This window comes from Rhodococcus sp. 15-725-2-2b, assembly GCF_002259075.1.
Lineage (GTDB): Bacteria > Actinomycetota > Actinomycetes > Mycobacteriales > Mycobacteriaceae > Rhodococcoides.
In genome coordinates this window covers 26,026-42,925 of the sequence record NZ_NPFL01000023.1, presented here as the reverse complement: position 1 = coordinate 42,925, position 16,900 = coordinate 26,026, and the positions used below count along the sequence as shown (strand labels likewise).

At 64.6% G+C, this 16,900-nt stretch carries 19 protein-coding genes; 14 read left to right on the top strand and 5 right to left on the bottom strand.

Going from position 1 to position 16,900, the window contains the following annotated elements:
• Positions 1-55: 55 nt before the first annotated feature.
• Positions 56-643 carry a TlpA family protein disulfide reductase gene (locus CH306_RS27035; RefSeq protein WP_306436763.1) on the bottom strand — a complete coding sequence of 196 codons (588 nt, stop codon included), beginning with the start codon at positions 641-643 and terminating at the stop codon, positions 56-58.
• Between the two features lie 496 nt (positions 644-1,139).
• Between CH306_RS27035 and CH306_RS29660 the strand changes: the two genes are divergently transcribed.
• Positions 1,140-2,318 carry a M23 family metallopeptidase gene (locus CH306_RS29660; protein WP_241258385.1) on the top strand — a complete coding sequence of 393 codons (1,179 nt, stop codon included), beginning with the start codon at positions 1,140-1,142 and terminating at the stop codon, positions 2,316-2,318.
• A 201-nt stretch (positions 2,319-2,519) separates the two neighbouring features.
• Here the strand turns inward: CH306_RS29660 and CH306_RS27025 are convergent, their stop codons facing one another.
• Together CH306_RS27025 and lnt are read right to left on the bottom strand one after the other, a co-directional pair.
• Entirely contained in the window at positions 2,520-3,305 is a 786-nt protein-coding gene (locus CH306_RS27025; protein ID WP_243597146.1) for a M23 family metallopeptidase, read from the bottom strand.
• A 163-nt stretch (positions 3,306-3,468) separates the two neighbouring features.
• The gene (gene lnt, locus CH306_RS27020; RefSeq protein WP_373454000.1) at positions 3,469-5,064 is read right to left on the bottom strand and encodes an apolipoprotein N-acyltransferase; all 1,596 of its coding nucleotides are present in this window, start codon (positions 5,062-5,064) and stop codon (positions 3,469-3,471) included.
• 242 nt (positions 5,065-5,306) lie between these two features.
• Here lnt and CH306_RS27015 point away from each other — a divergent pair, with 242 nt between their 5' ends.
• The 4 genes from CH306_RS27015 to CH306_RS27000 all read left to right on the top strand — a co-directional run bounded on the left by CH306_RS27015 (position 5,307) and on the right by CH306_RS27000 (position 8,493).
• Positions 5,307-5,507: a hypothetical protein gene (locus CH306_RS27015; protein WP_143545450.1), complete on the top strand. Its 201-nt coding sequence runs from the start codon at positions 5,307-5,309 to the stop codon at positions 5,505-5,507.
• A 45-nt stretch (positions 5,508-5,552) separates the two neighbouring features.
• Complete coding sequence (locus CH306_RS27010; protein WP_255182256.1) at positions 5,553-5,972, top strand: hypothetical protein; 420 nt, start codon at positions 5,553-5,555, stop codon at positions 5,970-5,972.
• Between the two features lie 104 nt (positions 5,973-6,076).
• Entirely contained in the window at positions 6,077-7,207 is a 1,131-nt protein-coding gene (locus CH306_RS27005) for a PLP-dependent cysteine synthase family protein (RefSeq protein WP_094642698.1), read from the top strand.
• A complete protein-coding gene (locus CH306_RS27000; RefSeq protein ID WP_032375707.1) occupies positions 7,204-8,493 on the top strand; it encodes an MFS transporter in 1,290 nt (429 codons plus the stop codon). Before CH306_RS27005 ends, CH306_RS27000 begins: the two co-directional genes overlap by 4 nt.
• A 145-nt stretch (positions 8,494-8,638) precedes the next feature.
• Here CH306_RS27000 and CH306_RS26995 read toward each other — a convergent pair whose 3' ends face one another.
• Complete coding sequence (locus CH306_RS26995; RefSeq protein ID WP_094648397.1) at positions 8,639-8,863, bottom strand: DUF4396 domain-containing protein; 225 nt, start codon at positions 8,861-8,863, stop codon at positions 8,639-8,641.
• 418 nt (positions 8,864-9,281) lie between these two features.
• Between CH306_RS26995 and CH306_RS26990 the strand changes: the two genes are divergently transcribed.
• The 6 genes from CH306_RS26990 to CH306_RS26970 all read left to right on the top strand — a co-directional run bounded on the left by CH306_RS26990 (position 9,282) and on the right by CH306_RS26970 (position 13,528).
• On the top strand, positions 9,282-9,485 hold the full coding sequence (locus CH306_RS26990; protein ID WP_032375705.1) for a heavy-metal-associated domain-containing protein: 204 nt from the start codon (positions 9,282-9,284) through the stop codon (positions 9,483-9,485).
• Positions 9,486-9,517: 32 nt separating this feature from the next.
• On the top strand, positions 9,518-9,781 hold the full coding sequence (locus tag CH306_RS26985; RefSeq protein WP_032375704.1) for a hypothetical protein: 264 nt from the start codon (positions 9,518-9,520) through the stop codon (positions 9,779-9,781).
• Between the two features lie 29 nt (positions 9,782-9,810).
• A complete protein-coding gene (locus tag CH306_RS26980) occupies positions 9,811-12,075 on the top strand; it encodes a heavy metal translocating P-type ATPase (protein WP_094648396.1) in 2,265 nt (754 codons plus the stop codon).
• 108 nt (positions 12,076-12,183) lie between these two features.
• On the top strand, positions 12,184-12,351 hold the full coding sequence (locus CH306_RS29300) for a hypothetical protein (protein WP_155288777.1): 168 nt from the start codon (positions 12,184-12,186) through the stop codon (positions 12,349-12,351).
• 23 nt (positions 12,352-12,374) lie between these two features.
• Positions 12,375-12,713 (top strand): metal-sensitive transcriptional regulator, encoded by a 339-nt coding sequence (locus CH306_RS26975; RefSeq protein WP_032375786.1) that lies wholly within the window; start codon positions 12,375-12,377, stop codon positions 12,711-12,713.
• An 86-nt stretch (positions 12,714-12,799) separates the two neighbouring features.
• Positions 12,800-13,528, top strand: a complete 729-nt coding sequence (locus CH306_RS26970; protein ID WP_045841173.1) for a TVP38/TMEM64 family protein — start codon at positions 12,800-12,802, stop codon at positions 13,526-13,528.
• A 16-nt stretch (positions 13,529-13,544) separates the two neighbouring features.
• Here CH306_RS26970 and CH306_RS26965 read toward each other — a convergent pair whose 3' ends face one another.
• Positions 13,545-14,048, bottom strand: a complete 504-nt coding sequence (locus CH306_RS26965; RefSeq protein WP_176457804.1) for a hypothetical protein — start codon at positions 14,046-14,048, stop codon at positions 13,545-13,547.
• A 401-nt stretch (positions 14,049-14,449) separates the two neighbouring features.
• On the opposite strand from CH306_RS26965, the gene CH306_RS26960 reads away from it, so the two are divergent.
• From CH306_RS26960 to CH306_RS26950, 3 genes are all read left to right on the top strand, one after another.
• On the top strand, positions 14,450-15,397 hold the full coding sequence (locus CH306_RS26960; protein ID WP_032375702.1) for an NlpC/P60 family protein: 948 nt from the start codon (positions 14,450-14,452) through the stop codon (positions 15,395-15,397).
• A 4-nt stretch (positions 15,398-15,401) separates the two neighbouring features.
• Positions 15,402-15,920, top strand: coding sequence for a DUF6153 family protein (locus tag CH306_RS29940; protein WP_353852273.1), 519 nt, complete (start codon positions 15,402-15,404; stop codon positions 15,918-15,920).
• A 205-nt stretch (positions 15,921-16,125) separates the two neighbouring features.
• The gene (locus CH306_RS26950) at positions 16,126-16,668 is read left to right on the top strand and encodes a DUF305 domain-containing protein (protein ID WP_306436729.1); all 543 of its coding nucleotides are present in this window, start codon (positions 16,126-16,128) and stop codon (positions 16,666-16,668) included.
• Positions 16,669-16,900: the final 232 nt, after the last annotated feature.

The following is a 16,900-nucleotide window of genomic DNA, read 5'->3' as shown; positions in this document are numbered from 1 at the left end:
TTCGATCCTCGCCGCGTTGCTGGTGCTGGTGCTCGTGCTCGTGCTCGTGCTGAGATCAGCGCACAAGCGCTGTTACCGCCTCCCGCACCTGACTCGGGTCGTAGAACACCGGCGTCGAGGTGATGCGCTCGATCGTTCCATCGCTCTGGACCAAGAAACTCAGGGGCAGGACAGGGGGCGCGTCAAGTGTCTGCAACGCCGCGTCGGCCTGATCGAACGAGGGATAGTGCACTCCCAGCTCGGTGAGCAGGCTCAATGCCGCATCGGCATCGTCTTGGACGTTGAGACCGACGACCCGAACCGCATCCGGTTCTGCGGCGTACTGGGCCAGAACCGGAATCTCCTGTCTACACGGACCGCACCACGACGCCCAGACATTGAGCAATGTGGGTTGCCCAGCCAGGGAGGTCCCCAGATCGGATAAGTCCGACGTTCCCAAGCATCGTGCGGACGTACCGACGAGCTCGCCAGTTACGGGGGACGGAACCGGCGACGAGGTCGGGCACGGCTCGAGGGCAGCACGGGTAGCGATCACTGCCGACGGGAGATCCTCGTCCTCGACGTGAGGTGCCGATCCTGCGGACCCCACCGACTGGGTCGAGGGATCTCGAGACCAGAATGCCAGCGCTCCAACAACTGTCACGATGACGATGATCGCAAGTAGGGACCAGCGTGTCGTCACCCGCTGCACCCTGCACCTCTGTCTCGTTCACCTCGACGATGTCTTCCGGTCTGTCAGCGTCATACTACACGATCTACTATCTTCGATAGTAGCAACGTGGATCCTGCACGCCGTCAACGCTTTCGCGGCCCCTTCACCCTCGGGCCTCACAGTGCCAGCACACAGCCCTCCGGCCGTTCGCCGAAGACGACCGTCCCCATCGAGGCGCACGATGAAGGCCGTCCAGCGACGCCGAGTCCTTCTGGCGCAGAAGATATTACGTACATGAACTTCGGCTCCCGAGAAACAACCCGACGATCGAAATGGGTCGCAGGGTGCGAATGTTACCGATGTAATTCACTGTGACTGATGGTGCTTGTGCGGAAAGGGTGTAATAGTGATGCGGCGTGTCGCCTTGACTCGAAGGCGACCTGAATTACTGCCAGGTATGCAGTTGCCGTCCAGGAGGACCACCGACATGAGACCTCTGCCCTCGTCCTCGTACATGGCGCACCGAACTCGGTGGGGCACTCGCATCCTCGTCGGTACCGCGTTCGTGGGAGGCATCCTCGCGCTGGCACCCACGGCGTCTGCAGCCCCGGACGCCGATCCGGCTGCGCCGCCGCCTGCCTTCCCCGCGCAGGCCCAATCGGACCCGCACGTCCAACAGGAGGTCCTCGATCTCGTCGTCGGCGCACTACGCGAGATTCGCGCCAACGGTGCTCTCGACGACCTGGCCGGCCCACAGAGCCGCATCGTCTCCTGCCTCGTGGGCACGATCGGAGCCACCGATACAGCTGACGGACCAACGGGAGCCCTTTCGCGACTGATCCCCTGTCTCGCGCCGATCGACGACATCGACCCCACAGTTCTCCCCCGACTGGTGTCGTCGATGGACGTCGCCACACTTGCATCCACACTCGCGGCCGCCGAGACTCCCCACGATCCGGCCACCCCGCACACCTCGTCGCGCGCACATGCGGCGGTCCCACCCGGCAGGTCGAACGCCGAGCCCTCGACCGAACAACCGACCGCCCAAGGCACCCAGGACACTCAGGACCCCGAGTCGGCCGCCGAGTCGGCCGACTCGGCGACGCCCGAACTGCCCGCGCTCGAACCCGACGCCACTGTGCCTGAAACGTCGGCACCCGGCACGTCATCTGAAACAACGACACCCGAAACCACGACACCCGAGGCGGGCGATCATTCGTCGGCCGCCCCGCAATCCCCTACCGGCACAACAGGGTCGAGCAACGGAAAGTATCGTGCGCCGACAACAGGAACGTTGACCTCGACCTTCGGCGACGGCCGCGCCCATCAAGGAATCGACATCGCCAACTCCACCGGTACACCGATCGTCGCCGTTGCGGACGGCGAGGTGATCAGCGCGGGACCGGCCCAGGGCTTCGGACTCTGGGTGCGTATACGCCACGATGACGGCACCGTAACGACCTACGGGCACAACAACGACAACCTCGTGACCGTAGGTCAACGCGTCACTGCTGGTGAAGAAATTGCGACGGTAGGAAACCGGGGTATCTCCACCGGTCCACATCTGCACTTCGAGGTCGACACACCCGCCGGCAACAAGGTCGACCCCAGACCCTGGCTCGCGGAACGCGGAGCCACCATCACCGGTTCGGATCGTGACTCGTAGCCGAGCCTCGACCGCACGGCCCGCCGATGGGAACGAATTCCGCACTGTTGCACTGACTTCGGATGCGTCTCTGCGGTCTCGTTTTCACCATCAGACCTGAACCCTCGGTGCCTCGACATGTTCAGCGGGAGCGCAGTACGATCGCCCGCATTCCGGTAAGTTCGCCGTACCTACTGCGAGCCCGAGAGGTGAAACGGGGGCCTACGACCGAACAGCCGCGTCGGACAGCGCGACACCCCGAGAGGCGAGCCACTCCTGAGGATCGACCTTGCTCCCCGCCGCGTCGACGACCTCGAAATGCAGGTGAGGCCCGGTCGATTGGCCACGATTGCCGACGGTGGCGATCTGCTCACCGGCTTGTACTCGTTGCCCCACTGTCACCAAGGTTTGATCGATGTGCCCGTAGACCGTTGTCGTTCCATCGTCATGTTGAAGACGTACCCAGAGGCCGAATCCGTCTGCAGGACCGGAGTCGAGCACGGTAGCGTCGGCTGCCGCGTAGACGGGAGTTCCGATAGCGTTGGCGATGTCGAGCCCGGTGTGCGTAGTCCCCCATCGTGGACCGAAATCCGAGGTCAGGGTCCCGGCGACCGGACGAACGACGAGTGGTCGCAGCGCCGCTGCATCACGCGCAGCGCTCTCCTCTGCCCTTCGTTGCCCCTTCGCCAACTGCTCGATCGCATCGTTGATATTGGAGATCTCCGGTATGGCGAGGATCTGAGGCAAGTATTCGGCCACCGGGTCCTGCATCGGTGTCGCTTCGTGCACGGGGACTGCCTGCGCCTGTGCGGGACTCGCATATTGGGCACCCGCCGTGACCAGAGCGCCCGCTGCCACCGCAATACCGACAGCGACACTGCCGCGGCGCTCGGTGGCGCGCGCCCGAGCGCGATGCCGCCCTCTCGGCGTCACCGCCACTCCCTGCACGTCACAGTCCATCAACTGTCGACGTCGGTCGGTCATGCGGGTCATACGGTGTTGTGCCACAGCAGAGTCCTCGGTAATCGAATGGAGCGAGGCGTAATCATCGACGTGCGCACCTCACTGATGTATCGAACGGATCACGACGCGATAACGAAAAGATACACGACGAGTGGGGTAATTACTATCATGGTTAGTAGTTCGATGTCCCCCGCAGTGGTTTCGTGCCTCACAGCGCGGTAGCACCGGACGTCGACGGTCGGAGACCATCGGCCGGCGAACGCTGCCTTCTCCATGCGAGAGCACACCCCACGACAGCAAGAACGACCGCGGCGTACTCCGGAAGCGGTCCCAGCTTTGTCGCCCACGTCGATCTCGTTTCCAGGGCAACATCAGCGACCAACGTCTGCGCAGTGAACAAGCCCGAACGATCTGCGACCTTCCCCTGTGGGTCGATGACGGCACTGACCCCACTGGTCGCCGCAACGAGAACAGTCCTGTTGTGCTCGACCGCCCGCAGCCGCGACATCGCCAACTGCTGGTAGGTCATGTCGGTGCGCCCGAACGTCGCATTGTTGGTGGGGACCGTGATCAGCTGCGCCCCCGCACGCACGGACTCAGTGACCAGGTCATCGAACGCGACCTCGTAACACGTGGCGACGGCCGTCGGAATTCCGGCGATATCGACGACACCGTCGCCCGACCCGGGAACGAAGTTACCGGCCTGCGAGGCGTACGAGGACAACGCCGTCATCACAGATCGCATCGGGAGATACTCTCCGAAAGGAACAAGTTTGCGTTTGTCGTGTCGCTCCCCCGGTCCGAGTACCGGATCCCACACGATCGAGGTATTCGTCGAGGTGCCGTCGTCGTTGCCAAGGACCGCACCGACCAGAATCGGCACCCCGACCGACCGCGCTGCAGCGTCGATCCCGGCAGTGGCGTCGGCATTGCGCAGCGGATCGATATCGGATGCATTCTCCGGCCAGATCACCAGGTCGGGAGCGGGCACACTGCCGACGGTGATGTCGTCCCCGAGTTGCCTTGTTCGCTCGATGTGATTGTCGAGAACTGCTCGACGTTGCGAGTTGAAGTCCAGACCCAACCGCGGAACGTTGCCTTGCACAACGGCGACCGTCGCACGCGCTGCGCCTGCGTCGCCAGCGGGAGTGAGCGCGAAAGCCAGAGCTGGCACGATCACTACAGTGGCCACCGATCCGACTGCGAATCGCGACGTCGGCGAGCGTACCTGGCGGACCACACTTGCCAGTGCCGCGCCGATCACTGCGACTGCGAAAGATACACCGGGCGCACCGGCGAACGCGGCAAGCGAGAGCAGAGGGCCGTCTGCTTGGGCGAAAGCTAATCTCCCCCACGGAAATCCCCCGAACGGAATCCGTGCGCGCAGACCTTCGGTGGCGGTCCAGATCGCGGCGATCCACAGCGCTTCGAAGCGCAACCCGGACACTGCGGCCGCTGCAGCGCAGAACAGTGCCACTGCTATCGCTTGGATCGCCGCGAGCGCCAGCCACGGCGGGGCGCCGACGTAGACGCCCACCCAGGGCAGAAGGGGCAGAAAGAACGCAAGCCCCGACAGATACCCATAGAAGAATGCCGCCCGGATGGAACGGCCGCGGATGACGAGAACAAGAACCCCGATACCCAGCGGCGCGAGGAACCACAGCGACCGAGGTGGAAAGCCCGCGTACAACAGCACACCAGCAGATACCGCGGACGATGACCTGCCTGCTATCGCGGTGAACGCACGACGTCGGGTTCGTCGGTGACGGTTCATTGTTGTTGCGCTGGACTCGATATCGAGCATGCCTGCATGGCTCTTTTCTCATGTACGGCATAGCGCCACCTGACCACCCTCGGTTGCTACTATGCACGATAGTAGTAACAGCGGTGAGCCCGGACCGGCTCCCCCGCCGACACCGCGCCTCTGCGACGTCGATGCATACCCCGGGATATCGACCGCGCACCTTCGCTGTGCCCTTTCTTCTTCGCGGTGCCCTTCGTGGCCGGGCATCGACCGGTGCACGGACCACCCTCGGCTCGCACAAGATGCGTGCTGGACCCCGGGATGGAGACTGGCTTCTACCGCGCCGCAGCACGCCGACATATGCGGGTGCATCTGCTCTGGCGGCCATCATGATCACCGCCCCGATCGTCCTGGCCGTGTTCGACGTGACCAGAAACATGTGGTGCCTGCGGGCGGGCGGTGTGACCGCCCGATTCGGCGGCGCCACATCAGGGGCACCCTGAATGGGTTGGGCCAACCCAGTTTCCGGCTGCTACCGTCGAGGCGTTGTGAGAATCTCTGTGCTGGGCCCGCCGCGCCTGCGGACGGTTATCGCAGTCGCCGCTGTCCTGTATTTGTTGGCTCACACCATCGCTCAATGCGGCATCGCCTGGGAACAGGACCATCACAGCGACGGCGTACACATCGTTTCGTCCTCGTCTCAGGCCGCCGCGGAACTCTCCCCGAACCACGCGCACATCGACGTCGGATCGCCCCACATGGCGCACGATACGAACACCGTCATCGCAATGCCCCGATCCGACAACCCGCCCCGCCCATCGACCATCGCCGCGGTCGCCGCGATGGCCTTCGATGTGGTGTTGGTGGCGATGTCTGCCCCGCGCATTTCGCGAGCCCCACCGGATCTACCCATTCCGATCCGGCACGGCCGAACCGTCTTGAACGAACTCTGTATCAACAGGTGCTGATCAGCAGCCCGCGGGCCATCCGAGGACTCCTCTTCTCATGGCCCAGTTCGTGCTGCCCATCACTCACTTACTGCGCCCTCGCAGGTCACATACAGGGATTACTCATGAACAGTGCTGTTCGCTCCACACTCGTGCCACCGTCCTCCGCCGGCCACATGTTGGCGACCGCCAAGAACTGCCCGGAACCGAGCACGATGGTCGGCAACACTCCTGTTCTGTGGATCGGTGAACCGTTCGCGGACTCCGGCCGCGGTTTCTGGGCGAAACTCGAAGGCAGCAATCCCGGCGGGATGAAAGACCGCCCCGCGCTGCACATGGTCGAGAAAGCAAAGGCCCGCGGCGACCTCGCTCCCGGTTCGATGATCATCGAATCCACCAGCGGCACCCTCGGCCTGGGTTTGGCCCTGGCCGGGATCACCCATCACCACCCCGTCACCCTCGTCACCGACCCGGGACTGGAACCGATCGTGCACCGGATGCTCGCCGCGTACGGTGCCCGCGTCGAACTGGTCACCACACCGCACCCCGACGGCGGCTGGCAGCAGGCCCGGCGTGAGAAGGTCCGTGAGCTCCTCGATACACATCCAGGGTCGTGGTGCCCGGATCAGTACACCAACCCGGACAATGTCGAGGCGTACGAGTCGCTCGCTCACGAACTCATCGCCCAGCTCGGACGCGTCGACACCTTGGTTTGCTCGGTGGGCACCGGAGGGCACTCCGCCGGGGTGGCCCGGGTGCTCCGGCAGTTCTGCCCCGACCTGAAACTGGTCGGTGTCGACACCATCGGATCGACGATCTTCGGGCAACCCGCCAGCACTCGGCTCATGCGCGGGTTGGGTTCGAGCATCTATCCCGACAACATCGACTATCCCGCCTTCGACGAGGTGCACTGGGTGGCCCCGCACGAAGCGGTGTGGTCGTGCCGCACCCTGGCGGCGACGCACCACGCCAGCGGCGGCTGGAGCGTCGGGGCCGTCGCCCTCGCGGCCGGCTGGATCGCTCGCACCAGCCCGCCGGAGACCCGGGTCGCGGCGGTCTTCCCCGACGGACCGCAGCGCTACTTCGACACCATCTACAACGACGACTACTGCACCGAGCACGGCCTGCTCGACGTTGACCCGCCGACCGAGCCGACGACCATCGCCCACCCCACCGATGAGACTGTGACGTCGTGGACGCGGTGCGCCACCGTCGTCGATCCCACCGTCGTCGATCCCACCGAGAGCGTTCGATGAAAACTTTTCTGACCAAGTTCCGTAGCTTCGACCGGCCCAGCCAGGTGTTGATGGTCAACCAGTTCTCCATCAACGTCGGTTTCTACATGCTGATGCCGTACCTGGCCGGGTATCTGGCCGGTTCCCTGGGCCTGGCGGCGTGGGCGGTCGGGCTGGTGCTGGGTATGCGGAACTTCTCCCAGCAAGGGATGTTCCTGCTCGGCGGCACCCTCGCCGACCGCCTCGGATACAAACCCCTGATCGTCGCCGGCTGCCTGCTGCGAGTTGCCGGTTTCGTACTGCTCGCGGCCGTGGAATCGCTGCCGGCGATCCTGCTCGCCTCGGCCGCGACCGGGTTCGCCGGTGCGCTGTTCAACCCGGCCGTGCGGGCGTATCTGGCCGCCGACGCAGGGCCACGGCGGGTCGAGGCGTTCGCGGTGTTCAACGTGTTCTATCAGGCCGGGATTCTGCTGGGCCCGTTGATCGGTCTCGCTCTGACCACCCTCGACTTCCGAGTCACCTCACTGGCAGCGGCCGCGATTTTTGCTGTTCTGACGATCGTGCAGATTTGGACGCTCCCCGCGCACCGGGCCGAGACGACCGGGGCCACGACATCGGTACTCGAGGACTGGCGGGTGGTGATGGCCAACCGACCCTTCGTGCTGTTCGCGCTGGCGATGATCGGATCCTACGTGCTTTCGTTCCAGATCTATCTTGCGCTGCCGCTGCAGGCTGCGGTGGTAGTCGGTAACGGCAGGTCCGACACCGCTCTGGTGACCTCGTTGTTCGTGGTCTCCGGCGTGGTCGCGATCGCCGGGCAGTTCCGGATCACGTCCTGGTTGTCCCGCAGGTGGGGTTCGGGGCGAAGCGTGGTGGTCGGTATGGCAATCATGGCGCTGGCGTTCCTCCCGCTGATCGTGCTGCCGAGCCCGGCCGCGCTGGGCGGGTGGGCCGCCGCCGGTGCCCTGGTGTTCACCGCTGCACTGTTGGCGGTCGGCACCGCCGCGGTGTTTCCGTTCGAGATGGACACGGTGGTGACCCTGTCGGGCGGGAAGCTGGTGGCCACCCATTACGGGTTCTACAACACCATCGTCGGGGTCGGCATCCTGCTCGGCAACCTGGGTACAGGAGCCGTCTTCGGGCTTCTCAGCGACGCGCATCTGGGTGCACTGATCTGGGCGATACTGACCCTGGTCGGGGCGGCATCTGTGGCCGCTCTCTATGCGCTCGATCGATCCGACCGGCTCACCCCACCCCCCACCGAGACCACGGTGACCGAAAGCGGCGAGGTACCGGCCACCGGCTAGCGGCAGTGCACGCCGAGAAGTGGCCTGCATTGCCCACACCCGAGACCTCGACGATGGTTGCCGAACAGAGGGTGTGACGCGGCACCGTTCACGACTATCCACCGACCGGTGGCCCGCATTCACACGAATGCGGGCCACCCACGCCTCAGGCGGGGGTGTTGCGGTGACGTTGGAGGCGACGGACGACGGGGTAACCCGTGACCACCCCGAGGACGATACCGATTTGCATGAGCATCCAGAACGCAGCGTCGGTGGCCGGTGGCATGGTCTCGGTGTAGTACAGCAGCAGCATCCAGCCACCCATCCCGAGGTCGAACGCCAGTACGGTCAGTGCAGCGACGCCGAGCGCAGCCACGACAGAACGCCGAATGGATTGCCTGCGTACCGACTACCGGTGTGATGGCCGAACGCTCGTATACGAAGAGCATGATCGTGGCCAGTATGGCGATGACGATGATCATCACCCAAAGAACACTCTGTCCGCACGAGATTCGACGTCGGCAAGGACGGAAGCGACATCATCGAGAAGATTGTGGGCATCTCTGCGCGCGCGTAATCCGCGTTCGTAGTAGCCGGAGTCGAGGACGCCCGCCGATGCAGGCTCTGGTGCGACGTTCGATTCTGGGTGCCGCTCCCGCATCCGAGGGCGGTGTTCCGGTCAGTGCCCAGGGTCATGCCGTAGCACCGGTGCGGCACATCTCGTTGCATACCGTAGGGGGGTATGGTAAATCTTTAAGTGGGTCGCGACGACCTCGATCACATTCCGAATCGAAGAAAGAAGGGCATCGATGAACACCACCGTCACCGTCACCGGAATGACCTGCGGGCACTGCGTCTCCTCGGTCCGAGAGGAGATCAGCGGCATCCCCGGTGTGACCGCCGTGAATGTCGACCTCGCGAGCGGCCGAGTCGATATCGACTCGGACACCCCGATCGAGCAGACGGCCATCGCCCACGCAGTCGACGAGGCCGGCTACCAGCTCGCCTCCTGATCGACACCAGACCCGGACAGGAGATTCGCACGATGAACGCATCATCGAAGTTCGTCGGATTCACCATCGCCCTAGCCGCGGTCTTCGGGCTCGCCTTCGGAGCCGGGGACGCCTTCGGCCCCGAAGGTGCCGCACCACCCGACACACACGACACCTCGACTCACGACGCCGCCGCGGTGTCCACTGCGGGCGGGCCCGTCGCCAATCAGAGACCTGGAGGATTGATGGTCACCGACAGCAGATACGCCGCGGTGCCCGCCGCCTCGGAGCCGATGCCCGCCGGGCACGGACACTGACACACCACCACACCCCGAGAGGAGCGACGATGAATCCCGTCACGCACCACCCCACCGCCGACGGCCGGGTCGAACTCGACATCGGTGGTATGACCTGCGCCTCCTGCGCGAACCGGATCGAGAAAAAGCTCAACAAGCTCGACGGTGTCACCGCGACGGTGAACTACGCCACCGAAAAAGCACGCGTCGACTACGTCGGTGATGTCTCGACCGAGGATCTCGTGGGCACCGTCGAGCAGGCCGGCTACACCGCCACGGTCCCCGCGCCCGCCGCCTCCTCCACCGACCCCGACGCGGCCGGGCCAGCCGAGATCGACCCCACCGCCTCGCTGCGCCAACGCCTGCTCATATCGCTGGTGCTCAGCGTGCCGGTGATCGCGATGGCCATGGTTCCGGCACTGCAGTTCACCAACTGGCAGTGGCTTTCCCTGACCCTCGCCGCACCCGTGGTGGTGTGGGGGGCATGGCCGTTCCACAAGGCCGCCTTCACCAATCTGCGGCACGCCACCTCAACGATGGACACCCTGATCTCGATGGGCACCATCGCAGCACTGGGGTGGTCGTTGTATGCCCTGTTCTGGGGCACCGCCGGAACGGCCGGCATGACACACCCGTTCGAGCTGACCATCTCCCGCTCCGACGGGGCCGGCAACATCTACCTCGAGGCCGCAGCCGGAGTCACCACCTTCATCCTCGCCGGCCGCTACTTCGAAGCACGCTCCAAGCGACGCGCCGGTGCCGCCCTGCGTGCCCTGCTCGAGCTCGGTGCCAAGGAAGTCTCCGTCCTGCGCGAGGGTGTCGAACAGCGCATCCCCACCGATCAACTCATCGTCGGTGACGAGTTCGTCGTCCGCCCCGGGGAGAAGATCGCCACCGACGGCGTGGTCGCCGACGGCTCTTCCGCGGTCGACAATTCGATGTTGACCGGCGAATCCGTGCCCGTCGAGGTAGGACCCGATGATCTGGTCGTCGGCGCGACGGTCAACGTCGGTGGCCGAATCGTGGTCCGGGCGACCCGCATCGGCTCGGACACCCAGCTCGCACAGATGGCGAAACTCGTCGAAGACGCTCAGACCGGTAAAGCCCAAGCTCAGCGTCTGGCCGACAAGATCTCCGGAGTCTTCGTCCCGATCGTGATCGCCCTTGCCGCGGCGACACTCGGCTTCTGGATCGGCACCGGCGGTGGGATCGCGGCCGCGTTCACCGCAGCCGTCGCCGTCCTGATCATCGCCTGCCCGTGTGCCCTCGGCCTGGCCACCCCGACCGCGCTGATGGTCGGCACCGGCCGCGGCGCTCAGCTCGGCATCCTGATCAAGGGTCCCGAAGTGCTCGAATCGACCCGCCGTGTCGACACCGTGGTACTCGACAAGACCGGCACCGTCACCACCGGCAAGATGACTCTGCTCGACGTGATCACCGCCGACGGCGAGGACACCGCGCAGGTGCTGCGCCTGGCCGGTGCACTCGAAGATTCGTCCGAGCACCCCATCGCCCAGGCCATCGCCAAAGGTGCCCGCGAGAAGGTCGGAGCCCTGCCACCGGTGGAGCAGTTTATAAATATCGAAGGCCTCGGGGTGCAGGGCATAGTCGACGACCACGCAATGATCGTCGGACGGGCCCGCCTCCTCGCCGACCGGGCGCAGCAGCTGCCGGACGAACTCGAAAGTGCGATGCGTGCAGCCGAATCCGAGGGCAAGACCGCCGTCGCAGTCGGTTGGGACGGTCGGGCTCGCGGAGTACTGGTCGTCGCCGACGCGGTCAAACCCACCTCCGCCGAGGCGATCGAGCAGCTGCGGGGCCTGGGTTTGACGCCGATCATGCTCACCGGCGACAACGCAGCCGCCGCGCGTGCCATCGCCGACCAGGTCGGCATCCACGAAGTGATCGCGGAGGTGCTGCCCGCAGACAAGGTGGACGTCGTCAAAAGGCTGCAGGAGCAGGGCAAGGTAGTGGCGATGGTCGGCGACGGCGTGAACGACGCCGCCGCGTTGGCGCAGGCCGACCTCGGTCTGGCGATGGGCACCGGTACCGACGTTGCGATCGAAGCCAGCGATCTGACGTTGGTGCGCGGTGATCTGCGCGCAGCAGCGGATGCTATCCGCCTGTCCCGCCGAACGTTGGGCACCATCAAGGGCAACTTGTTCTGGGCGTTCGCCTACAACGTGGCCGCCCTCCCCTTGGCTGCGGCCGGGCTGCTCAATCCGATGCTGGCCGGTGCAGCGATGGCGTTCTCGTCGGTGTTCGTGGTCAGCAACAGCTTGCGGTTGCGCCGGTTCAAGTCCCTCACCGGATAACCGCGCGGGTAGAACAAGCACCCAAAAGGCTGGGGTGGGCGTGGCATGCAGGCGCGCCACCCCACCCCACCGCTACAACCCCGATGCAGCCTACGAAAGGAGAGGGCCATGTCCTTCGTGACAACGACCTTGGTGCAGATCACCCGGCACCCGGCGACCCGAGCGGTGGCCCGCTGCGCGGTGATGTGCGCTGCGGCGGCGGCCCAGCGACGACTCGACGGACCGACCCTCTCGCGCCATACCCCGGGCGGGCATAATCGAGGATGCTCGGCATGACACTCGGATTCCAGGAGGACACCATGGCCACTCCCGCGGCCGCGCAGGCACCCGCCGAGACCGACGGCCATGATCACGCCGCGCACGGCTACATCACCGAAAAGGACGCCTACCTCAAACGCCTCAAGCGCATCGAAGGCCAGGCCCGAGGACTGCAGCGCATGGTCGAGGAAGACAAGTACTGCATCGACATCCTCACCCAGGTCTCGGCGATGACCAAAGCCTTGCAGGCGGTGGCCATGGGCCTGCTCGAGGCTCACATCAGCCACTGCGTGGTCGACGCCGCCATCGCCGGCGGTCCCCAAGCCGACGCGAAGATCAAAGAGGCCACCGACGCGATCTCACGGCTCGTCCGCTCCTGAGCACCGGCAGTGCGAAGCCATTCCTCGCCGTCCACTCCCGCGTGCTTGTCGGAAACCTCGGCGAGGCGGCGCAGGCAGAGACCGTCATGACCGAAACCGTATCGGCGATTCTGCGCGATCGCCGAGTCCTCGCCACCGTGGCAGCGCTGGCAATACTGGCAGTGGCTGCCGCCCTCGTACCCCGCCCGTCGATCATTGTGGTGCGCGAGTGGGCGGAGTCGATGGGCCCGTCGTTCGTGGTGGTGTTCTTTCTGACCCAGGCGGTGTTGACGATTGCCCCGGTACCGCGCACGGTGTTCACCCTCAGCGCCGGACTGTTGTTCGGTCCCGCCACCGGGGTCGCCGTCACGATCGCCGCCACAACTGTCAGCGCTGTGCTGGCGTTGCTGCTGGTGCGCGCGCTCGGGCGCACCGCGGTGCAGGAGCGGCTGACGAATCCTGCGGTCAAGTCCATCGATGCCCGGTTGGCTCGGCGGGGGTGGCTGGCCGTCGGGTCCTTGCGGCTCATTGCCCCGGCACCGTTCGCCCTGGTCAACTACTGCTCCGGACTCTCCGCGGTGCGCCTGCTGCCCTACACGACGGCCACTGTCGTGGGGATTCTGCCCGGTACGATCGCCGCGGTGCTGTTCGGGGACGCTTTGACCGGGCGAACGAATCCGGCATTGATAGTGGTGACGTCGGCCTGCGTGGCCGCCGGGGTGGCAGGATTGCTGGCCGACGCCCGCCTGCCGGTGTCGCAGGCACAGCCCAACACCGCAGATGGCGCATCGAGAAGCGGTCGCCTTCGTCGTCTGTTGCTGCCGGACCGCGGATAGGACGTGGCGAGAAATCCTACAATTTTGCTGCGCCTGCACCGCCAAAGCCAGCGGAGTTGCCGAACTCCTGACCTACGCGAGAAGTAGGGCACGCGCGTTCCCCGCGGATTCGCAGTCGAAGAGCCCACACCATCACCCCCACCGACATCACTCCGATCACGGGCTGCACGGGTGCCCATAGATCCAGAGCACCGCTCACCCCGACCGCCACCACTACCAGTTTGTTGCATATCGGACATCCGACTGCCAACAACGACAACGCATTCGCACTGACCCCTACACGGGAAGAAACCGACGACGCCAGCCCAGTGCTCACGTATGTCGCAAGAATGAGGCCACTGAGAACTGCGGTGGCAATCCACACCGGATAGTTCCACCACAACACCGGGGTCATTCGAACGTAGAACGCAGTGTGGATGATCCCGGTGGGGATCGCCACGACCAGCGCGGCCACCGTCGCGCCCAGTAACGCGGCCACCCAACGCCGCGCCGGCCAGTCACGCATCGTCACAGTCGTCATCCCTCTCCCGGTCAGCGGATACCACCCCACCATCTACTATGAATGATAGTAGTTTGCAGGTGCGGTGAGTCGGCGTCAATCGACGCCGACTCGCCGCCCATACGGCACAGGCGTCGAGCGTCGACGCGAGCCTCAGTCGACCGTGAGGAACCGTCTACGACTGCCGATACCCGACAATGGTGACCGGCGAGGCCGGACACAGTCCCATGCGGCTCTCGCCGCGCTCCGTTTCCTTCGCTGGTGACGCAGGGAACCCACACCGACCCCAGAGGATTTCTTCTGTGCATTCTTTTTCAGGCCCGACGCGGCGTGTCTGCGCTACCCTGATCGCCTCGATCATCGTTGTTGCCGCGGCATTTTCGGTAAATGCTCCAGCTTCGGCGGACCCTGCTGCACCCCCGGTGAACGCATCCGAAGCCGTACGACAACTCGCTGAACTCAATGCGACCGCCTTCACTCTCACCGAGAGCATGTACGCCGCGCAGGACACCCTCGATCGTCGCCGCGGCGAACTGAGTACCGCAGTTCAATTCGCCCACGAGACCTCGGCGGCGGCTCGGGAAGCCGAAGTGGCCGCATCTGCCAACCGTCGAGCACTGGCCACAGCTGTCGACGCCGCGTACAAAGGTGTACCGCAATCCCCTCTCGGGGCCGTTCTGGTCGCGGACAGCCCACAGCAACTACTCGATCAGATGGTGTTGTTGGACCGGATCCTCGCCGATCGAGCCGCTGCACTCGCCGACTCGACACAGATCGACGACGAAGCGCGAGACCAGCTCGAACAAGCCCGGCAAGCACAGGCGTCCGCTGCGGTAGCCGAGGCGGACGCCGCACGTACACAACGCGACCTCGAGCAACGCCAGACCGACCTGGCCGATCAGATCGCCAAAATCACCGACCAATTCGCCGCCCTCACCGATGCGGATCGAGCTGCCATCGTCAGCCCCGGCACCACGAATCCTTCCGAGCTACCCGCCGCCGTCTCGGCTGCGAGTGGAACATCAGCGGAGGCGATGCGCATCGCCCTCGACCAACTCGGCAAACCCTATTCCTGGGGAGCTACCGGGCCGGGGTCCTTCGATTGCTCCGGACTGATCTACTTCGCCTACAAACAACTGGGACTGACCGTTCCACGCGTGGCCGCAGACCAAGCACGAGCGGGCACACCTGTCTCCCGCGAATCAGTGCAACCGGGTGACTTCATCTCTCTCTACTCACCGATCGGACACATCGGGATCTACATCGGCGACGGGAAATACGTCAACGCCCCCACCGGCGGCGACGTCGTCAAAGTCGCGCCCGTTCCCTGGGATGAAGTGACCGCAATCAACCGGCCCATCGCCACCTGATTCGATGTCCACGGTCCGGACGCCGCGACTGCGAGGAGACCGGATGCCCGTGTGGCAGACCGGTAAGATCGAACCGGTGAGGACTTCAGCCACGGAACCTATGAACCAGAAGTGGCTCCTAGGTGCTGTTTGCGCTTCGATAGTGCTGTTCGGAGTCCTTCTCATGCATTCTGCGCCGATGTCGTTCGCAACGGCGACGAGTATCGGCGAACACTCGATGACCTCGACGGTGAGCGCTCCACCTGCCGTCGACGAGCATTCGGGAGCATCATCTGCGACAGCATCGGAGAGTGGTTCCGCAGCACACTGCGGGAACGGCTGTGGCGATCACAGCTCGGTCATGCATCTGTGTCTGGCTATCATCGGTGCTGTCGCGGCGTTGGCCGTCTTACGGGCAATCGTTGTGGGCTTCGCCGGTTCTCTCGTCCACGCTGCGCGACTGTCGGCAGTTCGTCGTCGAACCGGGCACCCGCCGCCCTGGACCATTTTCACTCTCTCCGAATTGTCTGTGCTTCGGATCTGACAGGTGACTCACCGTTGTGTGAGACACAGATGTCGACGGGTCAGTGTGCCTGTCGATCCGAACCACCCCACCATAATTTCAGGAGTTTGTTATGCGTTCGAATCGATCTACCCGTTTCACGATCGCGATAACGGCGGCTTCCGCTGTCGCCGCCGCAGTTCTCGCTGGCTGCAGCAGTAACGACGGCGAAATGAACATGCCCGGCATGTCGAGCAGCGATACACCGGCCTCGTCGTCCTCCGAGAATTCCGCCGAAGCATCGGCCGAATTCAACGATGCCGATGTCACGTTCGTCGAAGGGATGTACCCCCACCATGCACAAGCGGTGGAGATGGCTTCACTTGTCGACGGCCGAACCGAGAATGCTCAGGTCATCGAGCTGGCCCAGGCCATCGAAGCAGCTCAAGCACCGGAGATGGAGCAGATGAATGCCCTGCTCACCGCATGGGGACAGCCCGCAGCGTCCGCCGACATGGGCGGAATGGACATGGGCGGTATGGACATGGGGAGCGGTGGCATGACCGGCATGATGAGCCAGGAAGACATGGACATGTTGTCGGCCGCTAACGGAGCGGAGTTCGACTCCATGTGGCTCACCATGATGATCGAGCACCACAAGGGGGCAATCGAGATGGCTCAGATCGAGTTGGCCGACGGCTCCAATGCTGATGCCAAGGAGCTTGCCTCCACAATCATCGATGCGCAGCAGAGCGAAATCTCCACAATGGAAAGTTTGCTCGCCCAGTAACTCTCAATTCTGGGAACTATCAACCGTAGGGCGGGGCTCGGCTAATACCGAGCCCCGCCCTTCGGTTTCGAAGGACCTGGCCCTTTTAGCTGCCACACCGATCAACACGGCCCCGGAAACATGCCCTCCCCTGCTGATGCACCCGCCTGCGGGGTTGTCAGTTTCAGGAGTCGCGTTCACTGTGTCAGAAGTCGAATGCACTGAGCGCCAGCAATATGAGGCGGGGTCGGCT

Excerpts from the sequence above, each read along its gene's own strand:
- CH306_RS26965 (WP_176457804.1), bottom strand. The coding sequence starts at position 14,048 with ATGACGACTGTGACGATGCGTGACTGGCCGGCGCGGCGTTGGGTGGCC.
- CH306_RS26970 (WP_045841173.1), top strand. The coding sequence starts at position 12,800 with ATGACCGAAACCGTATCGGCGATTCTGCGCGATCGCCGAGTCCTCGCC.
- lnt (WP_373454000.1), bottom strand. The coding sequence starts at position 5,064 with ATGCTCGATATCGAGTCCAGCGCAACAACAATGAACCGTCACCGACGA.
- CH306_RS29300 (WP_155288777.1), top strand. The coding sequence starts at position 12,184 with ATGTCCTTCGTGACAACGACCTTGGTGCAGATCACCCGGCACCCGGCG.
- CH306_RS27015 (WP_143545450.1), top strand. The coding sequence starts at position 5,307 with ATGCGTGCTGGACCCCGGGATGGAGACTGGCTTCTACCGCGCCGCAGC.
- CH306_RS27000 (WP_032375707.1), top strand. The coding sequence starts at position 7,204 with ATGAAAACTTTTCTGACCAAGTTCCGTAGCTTCGACCGGCCCAGCCAG.
- CH306_RS26985 (WP_032375704.1), top strand. The coding sequence starts at position 9,518 with ATGAACGCATCATCGAAGTTCGTCGGATTCACCATCGCCCTAGCCGCG.
- CH306_RS26950 (WP_306436729.1), top strand. The coding sequence starts at position 16,126 with ATGTCGAGCAGCGATACACCGGCCTCGTCGTCCTCCGAGAATTCCGCC.
- CH306_RS29940 (WP_353852273.1), top strand. The coding sequence starts at position 15,402 with ATGTCCACGGTCCGGACGCCGCGACTGCGAGGAGACCGGATGCCCGTG.
- CH306_RS27005 (WP_094642698.1), top strand. The coding sequence starts at position 6,077 with ATGAACAGTGCTGTTCGCTCCACACTCGTGCCACCGTCCTCCGCCGGC.
- CH306_RS29660 (WP_241258385.1), top strand. The coding sequence starts at position 1,140 with ATGAGACCTCTGCCCTCGTCCTCGTACATGGCGCACCGAACTCGGTGG.
- CH306_RS26980 (WP_094648396.1), top strand. The coding sequence starts at position 9,811 with ATGAATCCCGTCACGCACCACCCCACCGCCGACGGCCGGGTCGAACTC.
- CH306_RS26990 (WP_032375705.1), top strand. The coding sequence starts at position 9,282 with ATGAACACCACCGTCACCGTCACCGGAATGACCTGCGGGCACTGCGTC.
- CH306_RS26975 (WP_032375786.1), top strand. The coding sequence starts at position 12,375 with ATGGCCACTCCCGCGGCCGCGCAGGCACCCGCCGAGACCGACGGCCAT.